Annotated in this window: 21 protein-coding genes; 4 read left to right on the forward strand and 17 right to left on the reverse strand. The window is 47.9% G+C overall.

Annotated features, from left to right (window positions below):
- Nucleotides 1-36 precede the first annotated feature (36 nt).
- Entirely contained in the window at nt 37-585 is a 549-nt protein-coding gene (locus HUN05_00455; GenBank protein WDP83827.1) for a ferritin family protein, read from the forward strand.
- Here HUN05_00455 and HUN05_00460 read toward each other — a convergent pair.
- The 5 genes from HUN05_00460 to fumC all read right to left on the reverse strand — a co-directional run bounded on the left by HUN05_00460 (nt 582) and on the right by fumC (nt 4,844).
- Complete coding sequence (locus tag HUN05_00460; GenBank protein WDP83828.1) at nt 582-1,928, reverse strand: cytochrome c554 family protein; 1,347 nt, start codon at nt 1,926-1,928, stop codon at nt 582-584. The genes HUN05_00455 and HUN05_00460 overlap by 4 nt on opposite strands.
- A 46-nt stretch (nt 1,929-1,974) precedes the next feature.
- The gene (locus HUN05_00465; protein WDP87851.1) at nt 1,975-2,403 is read right to left on the reverse strand and encodes a hypothetical protein; all 429 of its coding nucleotides are present in this window, start codon (nt 2,401-2,403) and stop codon (nt 1,975-1,977) included.
- 253 nt (nt 2,404-2,656) lie between these two features.
- Nucleotides 2,657-3,160 (reverse strand): dihydrofolate reductase, encoded by a 504-nt coding sequence (locus tag HUN05_00470; GenBank protein WDP83829.1) that lies wholly within the window; start codon nt 3,158-3,160, stop codon nt 2,657-2,659.
- A gap of 48 nt (nt 3,161-3,208) precedes the next feature.
- Nucleotides 3,209-3,421, reverse strand: a complete 213-nt coding sequence (locus HUN05_00475) for a hypothetical protein (protein ID WDP87852.1) — start codon at nt 3,419-3,421, stop codon at nt 3,209-3,211.
- Nucleotides 3,422-3,440: 19 nt separating this feature from the next.
- Entirely contained in the window at nt 3,441-4,844 is a 1,404-nt protein-coding gene (gene fumC, locus HUN05_00480) for a class II fumarate hydratase (GenBank protein WDP83830.1), read from the reverse strand.
- Nucleotides 4,845-5,044: 200 nt separating this feature from the next.
- Here fumC and HUN05_00485 point away from each other — a divergent pair, with 200 nt between their 5' ends.
- Together HUN05_00485 and HUN05_00490 are read left to right on the forward strand one after the other, a co-directional pair.
- A complete protein-coding gene (locus HUN05_00485; GenBank protein ID WDP83831.1) occupies nt 5,045-6,160 on the forward strand; it encodes an SPFH domain-containing protein in 1,116 nt (371 codons plus the stop codon).
- Nucleotides 6,123-7,373 carry a hypothetical protein gene (locus tag HUN05_00490; GenBank protein WDP83832.1) on the forward strand — a complete coding sequence of 417 codons (1,251 nt, stop codon included), beginning with the start codon at nt 6,123-6,125 and terminating at the stop codon, nt 7,371-7,373. The genes HUN05_00485 and HUN05_00490 overlap by 38 nt, the downstream gene beginning before the upstream one ends.
- Before the next feature lie 87 nt (nt 7,374-7,460).
- On the opposite strand, the gene HUN05_00495 is transcribed toward HUN05_00490, so the two are convergent.
- The 6 genes from HUN05_00495 to HUN05_00520 form a co-directional block, all read right to left on the reverse strand.
- On the reverse strand, nt 7,461-8,150 hold the full coding sequence (locus HUN05_00495; GenBank protein ID WDP83833.1) for a transporter substrate-binding domain-containing protein: 690 nt from the start codon (nt 8,148-8,150) through the stop codon (nt 7,461-7,463).
- Nucleotides 8,134-8,427, reverse strand: coding sequence for a hypothetical protein (locus tag HUN05_00500; protein ID WDP83834.1), 294 nt, complete (start codon nt 8,425-8,427; stop codon nt 8,134-8,136). Before HUN05_00500 ends, HUN05_00495 begins: the two co-directional genes overlap by 17 nt.
- A 366-nt stretch (nt 8,428-8,793) precedes the next feature.
- Entirely contained in the window at nt 8,794-9,246 is a 453-nt protein-coding gene (locus HUN05_00505; protein WDP83835.1) for a hypothetical protein, read from the reverse strand.
- A gap of 4 nt (nt 9,247-9,250) precedes the next feature.
- On the reverse strand, nt 9,251-9,805 hold the full coding sequence (locus tag HUN05_00510; protein WDP83836.1) for a helix-turn-helix domain-containing protein: 555 nt from the start codon (nt 9,803-9,805) through the stop codon (nt 9,251-9,253).
- A 15-nt stretch (nt 9,806-9,820) separates the two neighbouring features.
- A complete protein-coding gene (locus HUN05_00515) occupies nt 9,821-10,153 on the reverse strand; it encodes a type II toxin-antitoxin system MqsR family toxin (protein WDP83837.1) in 333 nt (110 codons plus the stop codon).
- Nucleotides 10,154-11,069: 916 nt separating this feature from the next.
- Nucleotides 11,070-12,239 carry an IS4 family transposase gene (locus tag HUN05_00520; protein ID WDP87853.1) on the reverse strand — a complete coding sequence of 390 codons (1,170 nt, stop codon included), beginning with the start codon at nt 12,237-12,239 and terminating at the stop codon, nt 11,070-11,072.
- Between the two features lie 170 nt (nt 12,240-12,409).
- Between HUN05_00520 and HUN05_00525 the strand changes: the two genes are divergently transcribed.
- Nucleotides 12,410-13,399 carry an HD-GYP domain-containing protein gene (locus HUN05_00525; protein WDP83838.1) on the forward strand — a complete coding sequence of 330 codons (990 nt, stop codon included), beginning with the start codon at nt 12,410-12,412 and terminating at the stop codon, nt 13,397-13,399.
- A 290-nt stretch (nt 13,400-13,689) separates the two neighbouring features.
- On the opposite strand, the gene HUN05_00530 is transcribed toward HUN05_00525, so the two are convergent.
- The 6 genes from HUN05_00530 to sucC all read right to left on the reverse strand — a co-directional run bounded on the left by HUN05_00530 (nt 13,690) and on the right by sucC (nt 21,204).
- Entirely contained in the window at nt 13,690-15,300 is a 1,611-nt protein-coding gene (locus tag HUN05_00530; GenBank protein WDP83839.1) for a fumarate hydratase, read from the reverse strand.
- A gap of 90 nt (nt 15,301-15,390) precedes the next feature.
- Nucleotides 15,391-16,125, reverse strand: coding sequence for a fumarate reductase iron-sulfur subunit (locus tag HUN05_00535; GenBank protein ID WDP83840.1), 735 nt, complete (start codon nt 16,123-16,125; stop codon nt 15,391-15,393).
- Nucleotides 16,125-18,095 carry a fumarate reductase flavoprotein subunit gene (locus tag HUN05_00540; protein WDP83841.1) on the reverse strand — a complete coding sequence of 657 codons (1,971 nt, stop codon included), beginning with the start codon at nt 18,093-18,095 and terminating at the stop codon, nt 16,125-16,127. Before HUN05_00540 ends, HUN05_00535 begins: the two co-directional genes overlap by 1 nt.
- A gap of 16 nt (nt 18,096-18,111) precedes the next feature.
- Complete coding sequence (locus HUN05_00545) at nt 18,112-19,107, reverse strand: fumarate reductase cytochrome b subunit (GenBank protein WDP83842.1); 996 nt, start codon at nt 19,105-19,107, stop codon at nt 18,112-18,114.
- A gap of 57 nt (nt 19,108-19,164) precedes the next feature.
- Nucleotides 19,165-20,031 (reverse strand): succinate--CoA ligase subunit alpha, encoded by an 867-nt coding sequence (gene sucD, locus HUN05_00550; protein ID WDP83843.1) that lies wholly within the window; start codon nt 20,029-20,031, stop codon nt 19,165-19,167.
- Between the two features lie 12 nt (nt 20,032-20,043).
- Complete coding sequence (gene sucC, locus HUN05_00555; protein WDP83844.1) at nt 20,044-21,204, reverse strand: ADP-forming succinate--CoA ligase subunit beta; 1,161 nt, start codon at nt 21,202-21,204, stop codon at nt 20,044-20,046.
- Between the last annotated feature and the right edge of the window lie 2 nt (nt 21,205-21,206).

Raw genomic sequence — 21,206 nt, forward strand, 5'->3', positions numbered from 1 at the left:
TTTTCGATCTGCCACCCCAGCCAAGAGGAGACGGCCATGAATCAATTAAATCAGGACCAATCAAATCAGGAAACTGCGAACCAAGATCAATTCAAGCAATTGAATATTCTGAAAAATGCCTTTTTCATGGAACAACAGGGCAAAACCCTATACGAAACCGCCCGGGACAAGGCCCAGGACAAGGCAGTCAAAGAATTTTTCCAAGATCTTGCAAATGAAGAGCAGGCCCACATGGAAATACTTGAAAAACAATTTAAGGCCTGTAAAAATAGTGACAAATTTTTACCCGGAAACTATCTTGATCCCAAGGCCGAAAATTCAGAACCCAATGCGATCACTGATGAGGTCAAAAAAAATATCAATGGCGCAGGATTTGAGGCCACAGCCGTTACCGCAGCCATCGGGTTTGAACAACAATCTGTGGAGTTGTACTCCCTCAGGGCCCTAGAGGCAAAAGACCCCGAAGAAATCGCCCTGTATCAATGGCTTGCCGCCTGGGAAAAAACCCATTTAAAAAAATTGATTTCCCTTCAGGAATATCTCATGGACCAGATCTGGGAAGACCGCAGTTTCTGGCCCTTTTAAAAGGTCTGGCTTATTTTTTCCATTTCCACCACAGGCAAGGCGGGTATGGGAGTTCCGGGCAAAAGATTTAAAATTTTCTGGTCCATACCCCGGTAAAGCAGACGGGCTTTAACCCGCCATCCCTTTTGGGGCAACACCCCTGTCTCAAAGGTATGGGTCAGGCTCTGGCCGGCAGGAATCCGTGTGTCTGAAAGGATCTGTCTTGCCTTGGCAATGTTGACCACCGGATTGCCCTGACCATCTCCAAATACTGTTTTAAACACAACGGCCAAAGGATCCAGTTCTTTTTTCTCATCCAAGCCCCCTGTGGAAAAACAAAGATTTCCCTTGTCATCAAAGAGGTTCAGCTCAATCCATACCTGACGAAGATCGCCGACACCGGTCGGCAGGCTGTGACCTGCTCCTGAATTGGTCACAATCACATTGATTTTTCCTTGTGAAGCCAAGCTTAAATCCAAATCCAGGCTAGCTGCATTTTGAAGACGCTCCACAGCCATGGCCGCTTTTTCGCCGCCGTCAAAGCCGGCAGTATTGCCCCCCACAAAATAATGGGTAAAAATATGGGGCCGTTCATCAGAGTAATCCGTGGCCGCCCCTGGATTTTCCGGTCTTTTTGTAGAACCTGTGGCAGGGACGCCCGGGCGCTGGTACATATGACAGCCCTGGCAGGTCACTCTTTTTTCAGGATCAGAACTGTTATAGGGACTGTTTTCCCATTCCGTATAGGTGGTCTCAAGATCTGTTCCAAAGGCCAGATGTTTTACATTATGACAGGTGCCGCATATCTTTGAATCCCCATGGAGCTTTGAAAAGGCGGCCTCGTGGAAATCCGGTTCACAGTCGTCAAAGGGGCCGTATTTGATTCCAGGATCATCTTCTCCCTGCCCCGGGGAGAGGACCAGACCGTTATTGTACATTTTTTCAACATCAACGGCAGAATGGCAATAATCACATTGAATCCCCTGGACGGCGATTTCAGGGGTTTTGGAAAGATCATCGGAGAGTTGTCTGGGAAACCCTGAAACATAGCCCACAGGGGTATGGCATTTTACGCAGGATTCTGCCTCTTTGATCTCGCCTTCATGGACAAGCCCCTCTCTTAAAAATTTGGCCACCCGGTTATACACCTCATCCTGATGGGAAAGATTGTGCATGGAATACTGCCATTGGCCAAATATTTGAGAGTGACATCCGGCACAGGTTTCAGGATCAATGAACTGGTCAGACGTAAATTGTTTTACCGGTTGGGTATCTCTCGTTGCATTCCTGCCTTTTGCAGATGCCTGGCCTGCCTGTACCATTAAAAACAAGCTGACCGCCACCCTTAAAACCCTACCTCCCATGGTATTCTCCTGTTTTGATTGTTTTGCAGATAAAAATTGGCTGTGTTTACTCCTGGATCAGCCCGCCCGGATATTCTTGTGCCTTTCCATCAAGGGTCAGGACGGTCCAATTGCCGGTGTCATCCTTTGCCGCCACCAGACAATCAATCCTTGTGCCGTCATTGAGGGTGACAAAACACTGGCCCTGTTCGTTGAGGGTGTTGACCACAATAAATTTTTTTTCACTGGCAAGGCGCTTAAATGTTTCACTGGCCTCTTCCAAACAGATGATCCTGTCATATTCTTCAGGATCAATCTCTTTGATCTTTTCCCTCAGATCTAAAATCTGCTGTTTTTGGGAGGCAAGCTGATCCATCACCTTTTTCATCTCATCTTTCTGGTCCGAAGGAATGGAAAACAAAATCTGTTTTTGCAATTCCATGTCTGTTTCAATAAAATTGATCTTCTGCAGCAATCCTTTTACACGCTCTTTCATCATATCAATCCCCAGGCAGAGTCCTTTGTTTATCATTCATGTTCAGGCGAGTATAACTGCTTTCCAGGAAGTTTCAAGATAATTTTATTCCTCTTTGTTTACCGGACCGGTCATTTGCCCCGGGCTCAGGATTTACATGGGCCCTGCCCCTTTTTCCGGGCCCTGGCAGTCCCTTGGGCAATCCAGTCCAAAAGCCTTAATAAAGCCGGTTTTTTCTTTTTTTTTATCCCAGGCCCCTGATTTTCTTTTAAACTCATGTTATCACCTTATAAATCATCAAAACATGCCCCTTGTCAATTTCCCGGGTTTGATCAAGCAAAAGTCGCATATCCATCTCTTGGCTGAACAAAGAAAGCCCGGTACCAAACACCCTGGGCACCATGGTCAGATGAACTTCGGTGATCAGGTTTTCAGTGGCAAAAAGGGTATTCACCAAAGAGCCGCCGATGAGGGCGACCCTTTCATACCCCCTGGCCTCAAGGTCCTTGAGGATCTGAGCCGGGGCCTGATCCGTAAACACCAGATTATCCTCCTGGCTCGTTCTGGTTTTGTCCCGGGTCATGACGATATTCAAACGATTCGGCAAGGGTCTGCCGATGGTGTCATAGGTTTTGGATCCCATGATCATCACCCCGGTGGCCCGGGTAATTTCAACAAAATAAGATTTATCGGCCTTGCCGGTCCAGTCCACCAGCTGATTTGAATCCCTGGCAATTTTCCCGTCCAGGGTGGTGGCCATGAGCAAAATCACATCCATGATTTTTTTCCTTTTTAATCAAATAAGTTAACGTCCCAAAACATGGGATCAGTCCTTGGCAGGCCAGCCTCTTTCTTCTTCGGCCGCAAGATAACAAAATCGGCTCCAGGCAAACTCTTTTTTGGATATGGGGCAGCGCAGGGTGATTTTATGATCTGTCACCTTGACCACCTCCCAGTCCCCGGACCTTACTGAATCTTGAATACAAATCTTTTGACCGAGCTTAAAGGGATAGGGTTTAAACAGGGCAACACGGGTCATGGGCACCTCCTTAAGGGGTTTATTCATTTATATCCCGGGGCTGGGTCATGGACAGGGGATCGACCAGATCGTCAAACTCGTCCGCCCGGACTAAATCCAGAGTCAGAGCTGCCTGTTTCAAGGTCACCCCTTTTTCATGGGCATGTTTGGCAATCTGGGCAGCCTTGTCATAGCCCAAATGGGGATTTAAGGCCGTTACCAGCATCAGGGAATTTTCAAGATGGGTCTGGATCACCTCCAGGTTCGGCTCAAGACCCTGAACACATTTGCGGGCAAAACACAGGGCGCTTTCTCCCAAAAGCCGTGCAGACTGGATATAGTTGGCAATGATCAAAGGCTTGAACACGTTGAGTTCAAAATGACCGGATGCCCCTGCAATGGTGATGGCCGTATCATTGCCCATAACCTGGGCACAGGCCATGGTCAGGGCTTCGGCCTGGGTGGGATTGACCTTGCCCGGCATGATGGATGATCCCGGTTCATTGGCTGGCAGGCGAAGTTCTGCTATCCCGCACCGGGGGCCTGAGCCCAGCATCCTGATATCATTGGCAATTTTCATCAGGCTGACGGCAGATGCCTTTAAACTGCCGTGGGAGGCCACGAGCGCGTCGTGTGCAGCCAGGGCCTCAAACTTGTTTGGGGCTGTGACAAAGGGATGGCCGGTGAGTTTTGCCAGCGTTTCGGCCACTGCCCTGTCAAATCCCGGAGGGCAGTTGAGCCCGGTGCCCACGGCAGTGCCGCCCATGGCCAGTTGATACAGCCTTTCAAGGTCTGATTCAATCCGGGATATGGCCCCAAAGACCATGCTGGCATAGCCTGAAAATTCCTGGCCCAGGGTCAGGGGTACGGCATCCATAAAATGGGTCCGCCCGGTTTTGACAATATCTGCCCAATCCCTGGATTTTTGATCCAAAGCCCGGGCCAGCACGGTCAGTCCGGGCAGGGTGGTGGTTTTAAGCAAAATCACCCCTGCCAAATGCATGGCTGTAGGAAAGGTGTCATTGGAGGACTGGGAGCAATTCACATGGTCATTGGGATGAATCTCAGGGATTGTCTCTCCCAGAACATGACCTGCCAGAACATGGGCCCTGTTGGAGATGACTTCATTCATATTCATATTGGTCTGGGTGCCGGATCCGGTCTGCCAGACTTTTAAAGGAAAATACCCGTCCAACTCCCCTGAAATAATTTCATCACAGACCTGGACAATGGATTCTTTTTTTTGACAAGATAATCGGCCAAAAGAGGCATTTACCAAGGCAGCGGCTTTTTTAACATATCCAAAGGCCTGGATGATTTCTTTTGGCATGGGCTCTTCTCCCATGGAAAAATTTTCCAGAGCCCGCTGGGTCTGGGCCCCCCAATAGGCCTGGGCCGGCACCTCGATCTGCCCCATGGTATCTTTTTCCACCCGTGTGTCCATTGTTTTCCCCCTGGCAAAAATTATCCCGGCATAGTCGCTTCGAACAATACACTACAGTTAAATTAAAGATAAAACCGAAAAGAATAAAATGCAAGCCTGATAGGACACGGCCCATGTTTGACACATAAACCACTTATCTTTACAATGGGCCCATGATCATAAAATGTTAACCTGCTGTCCACCCCCAAAGGAGGCATTCAATGGGAACCGATAATCTTGTTTTTCTCGAAATTCTGGAGTGGCTTGACGATACAGAAGAAACCATGGTCTTTCGGCTGCCTGAAAAAGGATCCGGAGAAATCAAATACGGGGCCCAGCTCACGGTAAGGGAAAGCCAGGCGGCCGTATTTTTCTATAAGGGCAAGGCCGTTGGTGCCTTCGGACCCGGGCGGCACACCTTAAAGACCATGAATATCCCGGTGCTGACTAAAATCGCCAGCCTGCCCTGGGGATTTAAAAGTCCCTTGAGGGCGGAAGTCTATTTTACCAACCTTAAAACCTTTACCAACCTCAAGTGGGGGACAAGGGATCCTGTGGCGTTCAAGGATAAGGCTTTAGGACTTGTCAGACTCAGAGCATTCGGCATTTTTAACATGAAAATCGTCCAGCCGGTACTCTTTATCAACCGGCTGGCCGGCACCCAGGGACTTTTTACCACCCAGGATGTCAGCCAATACCTGAACCGGGTGGTGGTCTCCAGGTTCAACGATTATATCGGAGAAGAAATATCCTCTATATTTGATTTGCCCGCCCTTTACGATGAGCTGGCAAAAGGGCTTGCCAAAAGGGTGGAAGAAGATTTTTCCCAGTTCGGTCTGGCCTTAACCCAGCTTTATATCAATGCCATTACCCCGCCCCCTGAGGTGCAGCAGGCCATTGACGATAAAAGCCGAATGGAGATATTTGACGACATGAACCGCCTCATGCAGATGAAAACAGCCATGGCCATGGAAAAAATCGCCCAGGGCAATGGGGGTAAAGCCTCGGACGGAGCCGGGGCAGGCATGGGCATGATGCTGCCCGGGATGTTTGCCAATACACTGCACCAGGAACAAAAAAAAGAGCCCCAGACCCTGTGCCAGGAATGCAAAAACCAGATCCCGACCAATGCCAGTTTCTGTCCCTGGTGCGGCCACCAGCAGGTCATCTTTGAAAAATGCACCCATTGTCAAAAAAATATCACCCCGGGCACCCAGTTTTGCCCCAGGTGCGGGACCAAAACCCAAGAACAGGCTCAGACCAAATTCTGTAAAGCATGCGGGGCTGAAAATCTAAACAATGCCGTATTCTGCAACCAATGCGGAGAAAAGCATTAATTATTCAATTGAACATCATTGCCCCCAATGCGGGGCCCCCCTGTTCCTGGATGAGGCAGATTGTTTTTTTATCTGCGCCTATTGCCGGGTAAGGGCCTGTATCTCTCAAAAGGGATTTGGCCGGTATTACCTGGCCCCCCACAGAGATATCCCCAAAGAGACCCAATTGATCTTTCTTCCCTATTGGCGGTTTAAGGGAATTCAATATGAATGTACCTTAAATGGGGTTGACCATTGGTTTACCGACACCTCATGGCTGGCAGTTAAGGTCGGACCAGGACCTCTGCCCTTTTCCCTGGGAACCAGGTCCCAGGCCCTGACCCTGAAACGGGTTTCAGCCCGGACCCCGGGAAAATTCATCCGTCCCCTGCCCTTTGAAGACGGTTTAAAACCAGGCAAGGGCCGAGCCAGATATCAGGGCCCGGTCATCAAGGAAGATATCGGGGAAACCACAAGCCTGATCTATGCCCCGTTTTTCATGGACAGGGAAACAATTTTTGACGGAATTCTCAACACCCCCTTAGGCCGTCTGAACCAGAATCTTAAAACCATGGCACTTTGCCGGCCTGAAAAAGAGACCCGAATTTTATCCGGGATATGCCCTGAATGCGGCTGGGATCTTGAGGGACGCTCCGACTCATTGATATTGACCTGCAAAAACTGCCATACCCTATGGCAGCCAAAGCAGGACCGCCTTGGCAAAATCCGGTACAAAGTTGCCGGACCCCGCAGTACTAAAGATCAGCTCATTCCCTTCTGGAAAATCTCAGCCAGGGTTCAGGGCTTGTCTTTGAACGGATTCCAAGATTTAATCTCCCTGGGAAACCTCGCCAAAGGAGAGGCAAGTTCAAAATCAGACCCCAATGATTTTCATTTCTGGATACCGGCATTTAAAATCCGTCCCAAGGTCTTTTTAAGGATAGGGCGTCACCTCACCATTGCCCAGCCGGCACCGGATTTTGAAACAAAAATAGGGCCCCATTTGCCTGTGACCCTGAATTTTACGGAAGCCGTCCAGAGCATTAAAATTGTTCTGGCATCCCTGGCAAGGCCCCTGAAAGATCATCTGCCCCTGCTGGCAGCGGCCAAGGTAAAGCCGGAGTCTGCCGCTTTAATTTTCCTGCCCTTTGAATCCCATGCCCATGAATTCATCCACCCAAAATTAAATCTGCCCCTTAATAAAAATATGCTGAAACAATCCGGCAATCTCTAAAAACAGAATGAAATGCAGCTACACCCAATTTGGCTCTTAAGAGATCCAGGTTAACCAGATAAAAAAAGGGGTTAATTCTGCCAATGCTCAGGAAAAAAGGGCCGCCAGGCGGGCAGATCTGGGGGTGTTTGCAAATGCCACATAGGCCTTTTGGGACCAAAGCCTTTGTTTTTCGTACAACCCCATGTCCATGTTTTCATCCCGAATATAAAGATCAATATCAATACCTGCATCCATATAAAAATCGACCCGGTCATGGTTGAGCAGCTGCCAGGCATCTTCGTGGGAGTCAACCTCCTCCCACAGGCCAAGCTGAATCCCGGACATGGCCTTGACCGTGTGATAATTATACCCCCGAAGCCAGGCCACCCGATGATAATCCAGGGTATGGATGCCCTGCCAGGAAAACAGGGAACCTTTCTTGAACACCACCGCAGTATCCTCAACATAGAGGGGAAACCTGGGGGTCAGCTGATTCTGGCTCAAGGCATGGGATTTCCAAACGCAGAGCATGGCATCTGCCTTGTTGACATTCACCGTGGCCTGACAGCGTTTCCACGGGGCAAACCGGAAAACCATCTTGATATGGGCCGGCTGGTATACGGCCCTGACAATATCAAAAAACAGGCCGGTTCCGTCCCGATTGGTCTGATCCTTCCATTCAGGGGTGATAATACTCACGGTTTTCAACGACTGATCAGCAAAAGCCCCCCCTGCCCATCCGAACAGGATCCCCAGCCCAAGGATAATAAGGCCAATCTTATTTCGTGTTTTCATCTTTGTCCGCACCGGGTTTAACATCAGGAGATGCGACTGCCAGCCCAGGGTATCCATGGGCTGAAAAAGGGCTTTGGGCCCCCAGAAACACCGCTTCAATCTCAGCACGATTAATTTCAAGCGTCTTGTCTTTAACCAGGATGGACACCGTATTTTCCTCAAGTGCCAAAATGTTTCCCGACAAAATTTTTCCTGTTTCCAGGACAATCTCATCCGCCTGTAAAAGCGAAACAAACAGCCCCAGAATACAAACAAAGGTCAATATAATTTTTTTCATTTTTTTCTCCCAAATAAAGTTGGAGGATACCATTTATTGATTTATTTTTCCATTGTTTCCCCACAGGTAAAACAAAATCGATTCATAAAATATCAGGCATAAAACACGTTATCACTGCCGAAGAGAATTGTGTTGATCATGTTAAAATAGTTTTTTTAATCATCTATCCAAAGCAGCGTTTATATTATACTTCTGATTCTTGGTGGTCCGCGGAAAAAATAGGATTATAGTATTTTGTTGACTTGCCTGATATCAACTTTATCCGGTATATTCTTGATCTTTCCAGTCCTTCGAATGGGAATGAAAATGAGGGATTATAATACTAAAAAGCTCAGGCTATCTGATAGCCTGGGCTTTTCTTGGAATTTAATTTGTTTTGTCTGTAATTGCTTCTTTTTTGAAGTCTAATAATGAAAGTTTTTTTTGTAATAAATAATGGCCGTTACCGGTTGCAGTATAGGATAACGCAATCAGGTCTTGTAAAGATTTAAGCCTTTTTTCTCTGTTAAAGAAGCTATCCCTTACATTTTTTGTTTTCTTAATTAGCTCGGGGCCAAAGTCATCCTCAAATGCGACGGCTGCTTGTCCGGATTTTATTAGGTTCATCCGCCCCATGATATCACCGTAAGCTCTATCCATTATGACATAAGCAAACACGAGTTCTTCGCAGTATTCTATATTGAATATTCTTTGTATCATGTTATAAAATCCAGTAAAATAGTACAGTACTTCATCTGGATTTTTACTTGATTCCATTTTATCTATGGCAAAGTTAAATTCGTCTGTTAATATTTTTTTATTGGTTGTTGAAATATTCATTTGCTTATCCCTCTTTTACGCCGGCTGTTTCTTGAGGACTTTTTATTGACTGCTTTTCGTTTGAAAATGGATTATTCGCTGCTGTATCATAATTCTCATTTTTGATATCAGATGCTTTCTTCAAATCTGAGAATTTTATAACGTTTGCTTGCTTTTCTTTAATTTCTGCTAATGGAAATCTTCCATCGCCATTTTTAAGAAAAAGTTTAACGGATTTTTTATGATACCAGATTTGGTTGTTATGCCTCACAAAATGAATAAATCCTCTTCTGATGCGTTTGTGTTTGTGTACGGCCTGTTTTGAGCAACCTAAAATCTCCGCCACTTCTGTGGCTTTGATAAAATCTTCTAAAGCGCATTTCATTAAGAGCTCGTATTTGCGATTTTTTTCTGTTTCTTCTATATCCCTTAATGTTTTGGGGAGGTATAATTTCTCTCCGCATCCTTCACATTGTTCATATACGGTATCTTTTACTGTGAATGTGCCAAGGATTTTATCATGGAGCTGAAGTGCCCCTTTGACAAGTGTAAACTCGTTGTGACAAATTACACACTGCATTTTGATTCCTCCTTTTTATTGTTCGTGCACGCTGTCAATTATAAGCGTATCTTCGTTGAAGTAGAAATGGGTATAAACATTTTCACCCATGATATTATCTGATTTGTAAACATCATATATTGCCGGTATTTCACCGTAATAGTCATATGGAGGTTTGCTTTTCATGGGCATGGGTTTGTCAAAATGTTTTGTTTTGAGGGCTAAAAAATATTTCTCTAAATGCTTTGATTGCCAGCCAAAATCATTTTTGATTTCATTCCATACACGGAGGTGAACTCTGTAATTCCCATTCTTTATGGCTTCATGTACTTTTTTTAAGTCGTATTTAGGTTTAATTTTTAACCTCACATATGTAAGAAATATCACTCAGGGTTGACGATTGTCAACCCCAATTAGAATACCTCAGGTACATCATAGTCCTGAAAAATGCAATTATAGCTTCTTTTTTACAACATATTGTGTTGAAAAAAAACATAACACCTTATGATGTATGATGTTTTTTATGTTTCGTTTTATTTGAATTTTCCGCTGCGTGTTGTCCCCGCTGGATGTTTTTAGATGATTGCCTTGGCTATAAGTCTTTTGGAGACTATCCTTTTGAATATATTTTTTGCAAGTAATTTTTCCAATTCAGGATAGTGGATCATTGACCTTCGAGTAATGAATTTAAAATAATCAATATTATGCCCTGTTAAATTCACTATGGGGAAAAAATTAGGATAATCATGAGTCGTCAATCATCTTTATCCGGTATGACCCTTTCCCTGGTACACGGTTTAAAAAAGATCGCACCCTAACCCGGCGGGAGCACGGGTGGGGGCTTCACCTAAAGCATTCCCGGTCGTCCTGACCGGAAATGCAGCGGACGCTCTGATGATTTGCGGTCCTGCAATCATTCAGAGCTCACGCCGGTTCAGCATCCCACCCGTCCCCCCGCCTGATTCCCCTGGTAAATTTTCACGGCTGTAAATTCTCCAAAAAAAGTTTAGGACCTCAGGCAACACAAGGGGGGAATGGCCATCAGCAGATTTACATTTTGATAAACCGTGTTCGTAAACCGGGGTCTCCAGACTGTGGCGGGGAGGGCTTGCCAGCGGCGTGAGTACAAGCCGGATGTCAGGACGACAAATCCGGTTGTACGTCCGCTCTGTAGCGGATCTGGACGATCCGCGGAAGTTTAGCTGGAAGTCCTCTTCGTTACGGCCGGGTTCATTGTGGGGTTTCATTTCCTTTCAATATTTCACTAAAAATCAGTGATGTCCGGTTAGGTTTTTGCTTGCTCAATAATTTTTTGATCTTTGACAATATTGTCCCTGTTTGAACTATGAGAGCCCTGCTCCTCGCAGCCAAACAGGTCATTTAGAATGGCGGTTCGCAGCTGCCGAACTCTTTTGATCGTGACCTTTTCATTAAACTGTTTTTGGCAATGGATTGCCAGTAACAGGTAAGTGATAAGGCCGCCAAGAATCTGAACCATAAGGCCGTATTCACTGCGGGCAATGAGATGATATACCTTCAGATGTTCTTTCCACCATTTGAAAAAATCCTCAATGGTCCACCGGAGTTTATAAATTGTTGCTATTTGTTCCGCTGTTAAATCATGCCTGTCAGTTGCCACATAGTATTTGACGCCAGCAATTTTATAGCCAACAACCCGAACAGGCCTTTTCGTCTGGTTTTGATTCGGAGTACCAAGTTTAACCAGTGCATCATAAAAAATGTAGCTGTCGGAAGGGGTCTCGTGGTTATCAATAATTGTTCTTGTTGTCCTGGTTTTTATACGGCAGACAAAATGTTTGCCTTGCTCCTGAAGCAGGTCAAATTCTTTATGGGATTGATATCCACGATCCATAACACCTGTTTGCCCCTTGGAAAGTATTTTGGGAACAAAAGTGCGTTCAGCGCCGTTGCCTTCAGTCAAAAAGATTTTGTTTGGGATTCCGTGATTAATGTCAAATCCGCAATGTACTTTGGCTTTTTTACTTCCTTTTCTGTAGTTCGCCCAGTGCATTGAAAGGACTGCATTTATGAGACTACCGTCAATGGAAACCAACTCTCCTAACTCGGCGTGTTCACCCGGATGACACTCAAGAGCCTGTTTATAAAGATCCTCAAAGATAAATTGCAGTTGTTCGAGTCCCCTGTGATTGATGGCTTCACAGAAACTACTACGGCTGATACCACCGTCTGGCGCAATATTTTCTTTAGCAAAAACATTCTCCTTGAGATCCTGAATTAAATGTCGGGCAGACTTGTGCTCCTGAAGATGGAAATAAACCAAAGCATTTATCTGGTCTTCGAATGTCATTTTTAAAGGGCGGTCTCCTCGAGATTGTAATTCCGGTGATTTTGAAAGTGACTTTATCAGAGGGCACCTGAAATTGTCAAAGTTCAGGGACCGTAGTTGTTTTTTAGGGACTGAGATGTGCGTCATTTGAGCTCCTTGAGTTAAATTTTCAAGGCGCACAAAAATTTTTACGCACATTTGTCAACACAAAACAGACTGTTTTTTCAATGATTTTAGATGCTTTTTATATGCAACAACCTAACCGGACACTACTGATATTGCTTAAAAGATGACAGATATTTCCAAAGGAATTTTCTATGCTTTACACCATTTCAACAAAAGCGTTAAAGATTGGCATGTTTATTATCCTGCCAAAATGGCATTTTGATTATCCGGAAACAGGTAACAAATTCCTTATCACCTCTGAAAAGCAGTTAAATTTTATTGTAAACACAGGCATCAAAAAAGTACAAATAGACTCTGCAATGTCCCAGGCAAATATTGATTTTCAAAGAATTACCCACCCGATACCGGAAAAAGGAACTGCAATACCGGCCTGGGATCCTGAAAAAGGCTTTACCATGGAGTTACGCTCCATTATCAGTGATCCTGATGCTGCCCTCGAGGTTAAAGCCAGAGCGGTTTACGGAAAATCTTTGGAGATTATGAAAATTCTTTTTTTGAATCCAACGGCTGACGTTCTGGGGGAAACCAAAAAAGCCGTTGCCAAAATAGCAGATCTTATCCTCAATGACGAAGAAACAAGCTTGAATCTGCTACAGCTTACCTCCCACGATTTTTATACTTATACCCATTCGGTCAACGTGGGCATCCTCGGTATCAGCCTTACAAAAAGGTTGTATAAACGGAACACTGGCCATGATATCCATGAACTCGGCGCTGGTTTTTTCCTCCATGACCTCGGCAAGATAAAGGTAGATCAAGCCATCCTCAACAAACCCGGAAGACTTGATGACAATGAGATGAAACGAATCAGAATACACCCGTTCCAAAGCTATAAAATCCTGGAGAAAACCAACCAGTTGACTGATGAATGCCGGGTGATTTGCATGCAGCACCATGAACGAGAGGATGGTGGCGGCTATCCCAGACGTCTTGTCGGTGATCAAATCCATGATTATGCGAGGGTCTGCTGCATTACCGATGTCTATGATGCCCTGACGGCTGAGCGTTCCTATAAAAAAGCGCTCTCTCCCTTTGAGGCCTTAAGAGTTATGAAAGAAGAGATGATAGGCTTCTTTCACAAGGAGATCTTTGAAAACTTTGTCAGGCTGTTTAATGCATAAAAATTAGGGATTGCGATAAGAAAAATAATGAATCAATGCGGATAAAATTGATCGTTCCTGAATGACCAATCCGTCCATAAAAGATGAGAATTTTAATACCCAGCCAGATGCGATATTTTTTATCTGATCCTTTTTGCCGAAGAAAAAAGAGGTTACATTAAAATCTTTGCCGGTCAAAAGTCAGGAAGAATTATAAAAAGGCCCCGGGCATTTATCCCGGGGCCTTGTCAATCTTAATCCAGCAAGTTCCCCCTCCATTTTTTATTCAATGATGGGGTCACGGCTGAAAATTAAAGCAAATCTGCGTAAAAATCATTGCCCTTGTCATCCACGATGATAAAGGCAGGGAAATTTTCCACGGTGATCATATAGACGGCTTCCATGCCAAGCTCCTCATACTCCACCAGCTCGACTTTTTTGATAAAATCTTTGCCCAGCCGGGCCGCAGGCCCTCCGGGAGATCCCAAATAAAATCCGCCAAATTCTTTACAGGCATCGGTGACCTGCTGGCTTCTGTTTCCCTTGGCCAGCATGATCATGGAGCCCCCTTGTTTCTGGAACACAGGCACATAGGGATCCATACGGCCGGCCGTTGTCGGGCCGAATGCGCCTGAAGCTTCCCCTTCAGGGGTTTTGGCAGGGCCTGCATAATAAATGATATGGTTTTTAATATAATCGGGCAGGCCTTTTCCCGCCTCAAATCTTTCCATGAACTTGGCATGGGCAATATCCCGGGCCACAATAATTTTCCCGGTAAGAGAAAGCCTTGTGGAAACAGAATACTTAGACAATTCCGCCCGGATCTCGTCCATAGGCCGGTTAAGATCCACCTCAACGGCCGGGGCCATTTCAGGTTCGGACTTGGGCAGATAACCTCCGGGATCGGTTTCCATCTGCTCTAAAAATACCCCCTCCCTTGTGATCTTGCCCTTGATCTGGCGGTCGGCAGAACAGGAGACCCCGATACCCACAGGGCATGAGGCACCGTGCCTGGGCATGCGGATGACCCGGATATCCAGGGCAAAATATTTGCCTCCGAACTGGGCGCCCAGTCCCAATTCCTGGGATTTTTTCAATACTTTTTCTTCAAGGTCTGTATCCCTGAACGCATGGCCGGTCTCAGAGCCTTGGACGGGCAGAGAATCAAGATACCGGGCAGAGGCCAATTTTACCGCCTTAAGGTTGAGTTCGGCAGTGGTGCCGCCGATGACAAAGGCGATATGGTAGGGCGGACAGGCGGCCGTCCCCAGCCCCTTCATCTTTTCAATCATAAAATCGATCAGGATCTCTTCTGAGTTGAGCACGGCCTTGGTCATCTGAAAAAGGGCTGTTTTATTGGCAGATCCCCCGCCCTTGGCCATGAACAAAAACTTGTACTCATCGCCTTGCACGGCTGCGATATCCACCTGGGCAGGCATATTGTTCTTGGTATTGGCCTCTTTATACATGGTCAAAGGCGCATTCTGGGAATACCTCAAATAATTTTGGGTATAGGCATTAAATGCCCCTTTAGAAAGTTCTTTTTCATCATCCGACCAGGTCCAGACCTGCTGGCCTTTTTTACCCATCACAATGGCCGTGCCCGTATCCTGGCACATGGGATAGACCATCTGGGCTGAGATCACAGCATTCTTCAAAAGTTCCAAGGCCACATACCGGTCATTGTCAGAACTTTCAGGATCATCGATCACCGCCTTTAATTGTGCCAGATGATCGGCCCTGTAAAGATGAGCCACATCCTTGAATGCCGTTTCGGACAAAAGAGTCAAGGCCTGGGGCTCAACCATGAGCATCTCTTGTCCCTCAAACTCCCTGACCCGGACATGCTCTTTGGAGAGCAAACGATACTCGGTGGTATCCTTTCCCAAAGGAAACATTGTTTCAAATTTAAATTCAGTCATTTTATCTCCTCAAACATAACAGGCAGCGGACCTTAAAACGCCCCACTGCCTGTTGATGCGGTTAAATTTTTCCCGTAAACGCCTGGAACCCTATTTGACCAGGGCCATCTTCCGCCTTAAAAATGCAATCTGGGTCTGGTGGGGCAGATCCTTGGGGCAATAATCTTCACACCCAAGCAGGGTCATGCAGCCGAACACCCCGTCATCATCCCCGATGATCTCATAGAATTCCTCATCGGTCCGCTTGTCCCGGGGATCCAGGTAAAACCGCGCCAGGCGCATAAAGCCGACGGCAGACAGAAAATCCGGACGCATCCGCTTGGTGGCGCAGGCAGAGATGCAGCATCCGCATTCCACGCACCGCTCCAGCTCATAAACCTCGTCCATAACATCGGGATCCATCCGTTCTTCCAATTTATTGTAGTCCACCTCGTCTGCATTGATGTCATGAATCCAGGATTCCACCCGCTCGCTCATGGCCCGCATGAATTTGCCTGTGTTCACGGACAGATCACCGATAAGCTCAAACCCGGGCAGGGGCAAGAGGGTGATCTCGCCCTCTTCAAATTTGGAGGTGAGTGTTCTACAGGCCAGGTCAGGCGCACCATTGATGACCATACCGCAGGAACCGCAGATGCCTGCCCTGCAGATAAAATCAAACTGGAGGGAGGGATCCTGGTTTTCCCTGATATCGTTCAATGCAATGAAAATGGTCATCCCAGGGGCTTCTGTGACCTCGTATGTCACCATGCGGGGTTTATCACCCTTTTTCTGGGGGTTATACCTAAATATCTGAAATCTTAAAATTCTGCCTTCGTCACTCATTATTTATACCCCCTGCCGATACGCTCGTTTTTACCTTTGAATTTTTCCGGAATGTCCAAGGGATTGAGAAGCTCCTGCATCTCATGCCGGTCTGCCGTGGGATTGGCTGTTTTGATCTCTTCAATCTCGGCGATCCGTTTTTCAGTATCCGGATGATGAACCGTATTGTCCACCCCGTATCCCCTTGAACCTGGCGGCATTTCCATTTTCATGATATCCAGATCTTCATAGGTGACTTCCGGCAGATCCGAATCCTCGTCTTTCCAGGTGGTCAGGGTTCTTTTCAGCCAGTCACGGTCGTTTCTTTCCGGAAAATCCTCCCGGGCATGGGCCCCCCGGCTCTCGGTCCTAAGCTGGGCACCATAGGCCACACACTGGGCCAGTTTGATCATCTTGGGCACGCGGATGGCTTCGACCAGTTCCGGGTTGGAAGAAGAAATCCGGTTGCGCAGGGCAATTTTTTTGGCCCTCTGGTTGAGCAGTTTAAGCTCTTCCACAGCCTGGGCAAGGTCTTCGCCGTTTCTGAAAATGCCCACCTTGTCCATCATAATTTTCTGCATCTCAGCTTTCAGCTGAAAGGGGTTTTCCCCGTAATCCCGGGTCAGCAGATCTGCAATCTTCCCCTCTTCTCTTTTAACAAAATGCTCAATGGTAGAGGTGGAAACCTTCAGGCTGTTGGCAGCACAATAGTCTGCCACATATTCACCCACAAGCATGCCGGCCACCACGGTCTCGGCAACGGAGTTGCCGCCTAACCGGTTGAACCCGTGCATATCCCAGCAGGCAGCCTCGCCGGCTGAAAAAAGACCTTTTAGGGTGAGACTTTCTCCGGTGGCATTGGTTCTCACCCCGCCCATGGAGTAATGCTGGGTAGGACGAACCGGAATATACTCTTTGACCGGGTCTATGCCCAGAAAGTACTCACAGATTTCCTTGACTTCCCGGAGATTTTTTTCAATATGATCACGGCCCAAAAGAGTGATGTCCAGCCAGAGATGATCTCCGTACCTTGAAGAGACACCTTTTCCTTTTCTCATGTGCTCAGTCATGCGGCGGGAAACCACGTCCCTTGAGGCCAGTTCTTTTTTGTCGGGCTCATAATCGGGCATAAACCTGTACCCGTCCTTATCCAGGAGCAGTCCCCCGTCCCCCCGGCAGCCTTCGGTGGTCAGAATGCCCACGGGCACAATGGCTGTGGGATGAAACTGTACCGCCTCCATGTTCCCAAGGGTTGCCACCCCGGTTTCCAGGGCAATGGCCGTGCCGATTCCTTCTGAAATCACCGCATTGGTTGAAACCGCGTAAAGTCTGCCGTAACCGCCCGTGGCAATGGTGGTGGTCTTGACCACATAGGCGATAAGTTCGCCTGTGATCAAATCTCTGACAACGGCCCCGTGGCAGACCCCGTCCTCATGAATCAGGGCAATGGCCTCTTTTCGTTCATGGACCGGGATATCCATCTGGATGGCCTTGTTGTCCATGGTATAGAGCATGGTGTGTCCGGTGCCGTCAGAGGTGTAACAGGTCCGCCATTTTTTGGTGCCCCCGAAATCCCTGGCCGTGATCAGGCCGTGGGACTCGTTATGCTCCGTGATGGTTACTTTTTCGCCATTAATGACCACGTCATGGTCTCCGCCCCTGACCCTGGACCAGGGAACTCCCCAGGCCGAAAGCTGGCGGATGGCTTTGGGTGCCGTGTTCACAAACATCCGGGCCACATCCTGGTCACATCCCCAGTCAGAGCCTTTTACCGTGTCAGCAAAATGGACATCTTCATCATCCCCCTCGCCTTTGATGCAGGCGCCCAGAGATGCCTGCATCCCGCCCTGGGCTGCGGCTGAATGTGACCGTTTGGCAGGCATGAGGGACAGAATAATGGATTCATACCCCCTCTGCTTGGCTGCAATGGCAACGCGGAGCCCTGCCAGTCCGCCTCCGATAATTAAATTATCCGTATATATGATATTCATTTAAGGTATCCCTTTCTTAATGTATTTCTTCTGCGGAATGGACATCTGCCGGAGCAGGATGGGCCTGGGGTTCAACAGCCTCGTCATGGGCCGGAGCAGGAACGGTCTCAATCTCTTCTTGAACCTCTTTTGCCCCTGGCACGACCGCGTCATGGGCTTTGGCCGGAAGTTCTTCCTGCTCAGGTTCAACCGCCTCTTCAACCATGACCTCGGGGAGGGCCTTGTCCACTGCCGGCGAATCTGGTTCAACCGCCGGGGCATGAACGGCTTCGGCCTTGGCGTAAGGCTGGCCCGCCTTGTCCCTGTGTCCGATGCCGATGACAATAAATACCAGCAGGGCCAAAATGCCCAGGGAAAGAAAGAAAATGGTCAGCCGGTTTTTCAATAGTTTAAGTTTTGCCCGGGATGCTTTGGCCGTTTTATTGTCCTTGCCCTGAAACCATCCCCATTTCATGGCCAGGCGGTAAAGGCCGATGGTGCCGTGGAGTTCCACACAGACCAGTAAAATCATATAGACAAACCACATATTACCCGAGACCACACGGTCTGCAGAAAGATAGGGGTCAATACTGCCCGGATGGGTAAGCATGGTGTACAGATGGACAGAACCTGCAAAAAACATGATAAATCCGGTCAGGGCCTGGATGTACCAGAGGTTGGTATCCTGATGTTTCATCATGACCATCTGATCCCGCATGATCCTGTGCTGTTTCCAGGAAATGGGGAACTTTCGTGCACCCAGAAGCGCATGGATGATGAACAGGGTAAACACCCCTGCCACGGCAAAGAAAACCGCAATGGGATAACCATGTCCCGTGTCTGACAAAAAGGCCAGCTCCATGGTTTTGGCCACCCAGTTAAAGGCGCCTTTGCCCAAAATAATACTGGCCACCAAAAGCATGTGCACCCACATAAACAGCCCAAGGATCAGACCTGTGCCGCTCTGGACTAAATCCAGCCGCGCCGGGAGCCTGCTCTTTTTCTTGTTTGACTCAATGGTATAACTTTCCAATGTAAAACCTCCTTAAGGTTACGTCTTGCCCTTACAAACCATCGTTTTTATTCGGTTTTAAAATACATCTTTACAAATTTGGCCGATCTGCCCTAAATTTTCGCAGACATGGACCCCGTTATCCTTGAATGCCTGTATTTTGGCTGACCCGGTACCGCTTGCGCCGGAAATAATGGCGCCAGCATGGCCCATCCTCCGGCCCGGAGGCGCTGTCAGCCCTGCGATAAAACCGACCACGGGTTTGGTCAGATTTGCCTGTATATAGCTTGCCGCCTCTTCTTCGGCGTTCCCGCCGATCTCGCCGACCATGACAACAGCGCTGGTCTCTTCATCCGCCTCAAAGGCAGACAAAACATCTATGAAATTGGTGCCGTTAACAGGGTCCCCGCCAATACCGATACAGGTGGACTGGCCCATGCCAAGCTTGGTCAGCTGGTCCACCACCTCATAGGTGAGGGTGCCGGATCTGGAGACCACGCCAATGCTGCCTCTTTTATGAATCTTGCCGGGCATGATCCCAATTTTGCACTCATCCGGGACAATGATCCCCGGACAATTGGGTCCGATGAGCCGGCAATTTTTAGTGGCCAGAAAATGTTTCACACGGACCATGTCAAGAATGGGAATGCCCTCGGTAATGCAGACAATGAGCTCGACACCGGCATCGGCCGCTTCCATGATGGCATCGGCGCCAAAGGGCGGGGGCACAAAAATCAAAGAGGCATTGGCCCCTGTTGCCTGAACAGCCTGGGCCACGGTATTGAATACCGGGACATCATCCATTTTCTGTCCCCCCTTACCCGGGGTAACACCGGCCACAATACGGGTGCCGTATTCAATGCATTGCCGGGCATGGAAACTGCCTTCATTTCCGGTAATGCCCTGGACCAGAAGCTTGGTGTCCTTGTTTACAAATATACTCACTTTTGGTCTCCTTTAATTGACGGCAGCCGCGATTTTCTGGGCTGCATCTGAAAGATCGGTTGCACTGGTCAGGTTCAAGCCGGCATCGGCCAGGATCTGCTTGCCCTGGGTCACATTGGTGCCTTCCATCCGGACCACCACGGGAATATTGATCCCGGTTTTTTTGGCCGCATCCACCACCCCCTGGGCAAAAATATCACACCGCAAAATCCCACCGAAAATATTAATGAGCACGGCTTTTACTTTTTCATCGGCCAGGATGATCCTAAAGGCGTTTTCCACCTGTTCAGACGAGGCTCCGCCCCCGACATCCATGAAGTTGGCAGGGGTGGCACCGGCATTTTTAATAATATCCATGGTGGACATGGCAAGACCGGCACCGTTGACGATATTACCCACGTTACCGTCCAAATTGATGTAGTTGAGATTAAACTTGGAGGCTTCCACCTCCAGGGGATCTTCCTCAGTCAGATCCCGAAGTTCCAGCAGGTCTTTGTGACGGTAGAGGGCGTTGGAATCAAAGTCCACCTTGGCATCCAGGGCAAGGACCTGATCATCGGAGGTTAAAATCAAGGGATTGATTTCCAGCATGGAGCAGTCTGTGGCCGCAAACATTTTATAGAGATTGGCCAAAAGTCCTGAAAAGGATTTCATGGCCGCCTTGGGCAATGCCAGTCCAAATGCCACCTCCCGGATCTGATACCCCTGGATACCCAAAAGGGGGTCCACCCCTACTTTGATAATTCTTTCAGGGGTCTTGTCCGCCACAGTCTCAATATCCATGCCCCCGTCCTGGCTGGCCATGATGATGATGGAGGCGGTGGCCCGGTCCACTAAAAGGGAAAGATATAGCTCTTTTTTAATATCCTGGCCGGACTCGATCAAAAGTTTTTGAACCTGTTTCCCCTCGGGTCCTGTCTGGTGGGTCACCAGGGTCATGCCCAGGATCTGGCTGGAAATAGTTTCCACCTCTTCCATGGAATGGGCCAGTTTGACCCCGCCGCCCTTGCCCCTGCCGCCGGCATGGATCTGGGCCTTGACAACCACGGGAAATTTTCCCAGTTTTGACGCGGCCTCCTTGGCCTCATCAACGGAAAATGCAGGCTGCCCTTCAGGTACGGGAACATTGTACTGACGAAACAAGTCCTTTGCCTGATACTCATGTATTTTCATCT

Origin of the sequence: Desulfobacter sp. (assembly GCA_028768545.1) — a bacterium.
Lineage (GTDB): Bacteria > Desulfobacterota > Desulfobacteria > Desulfobacterales > Desulfobacteraceae > Desulfobacter.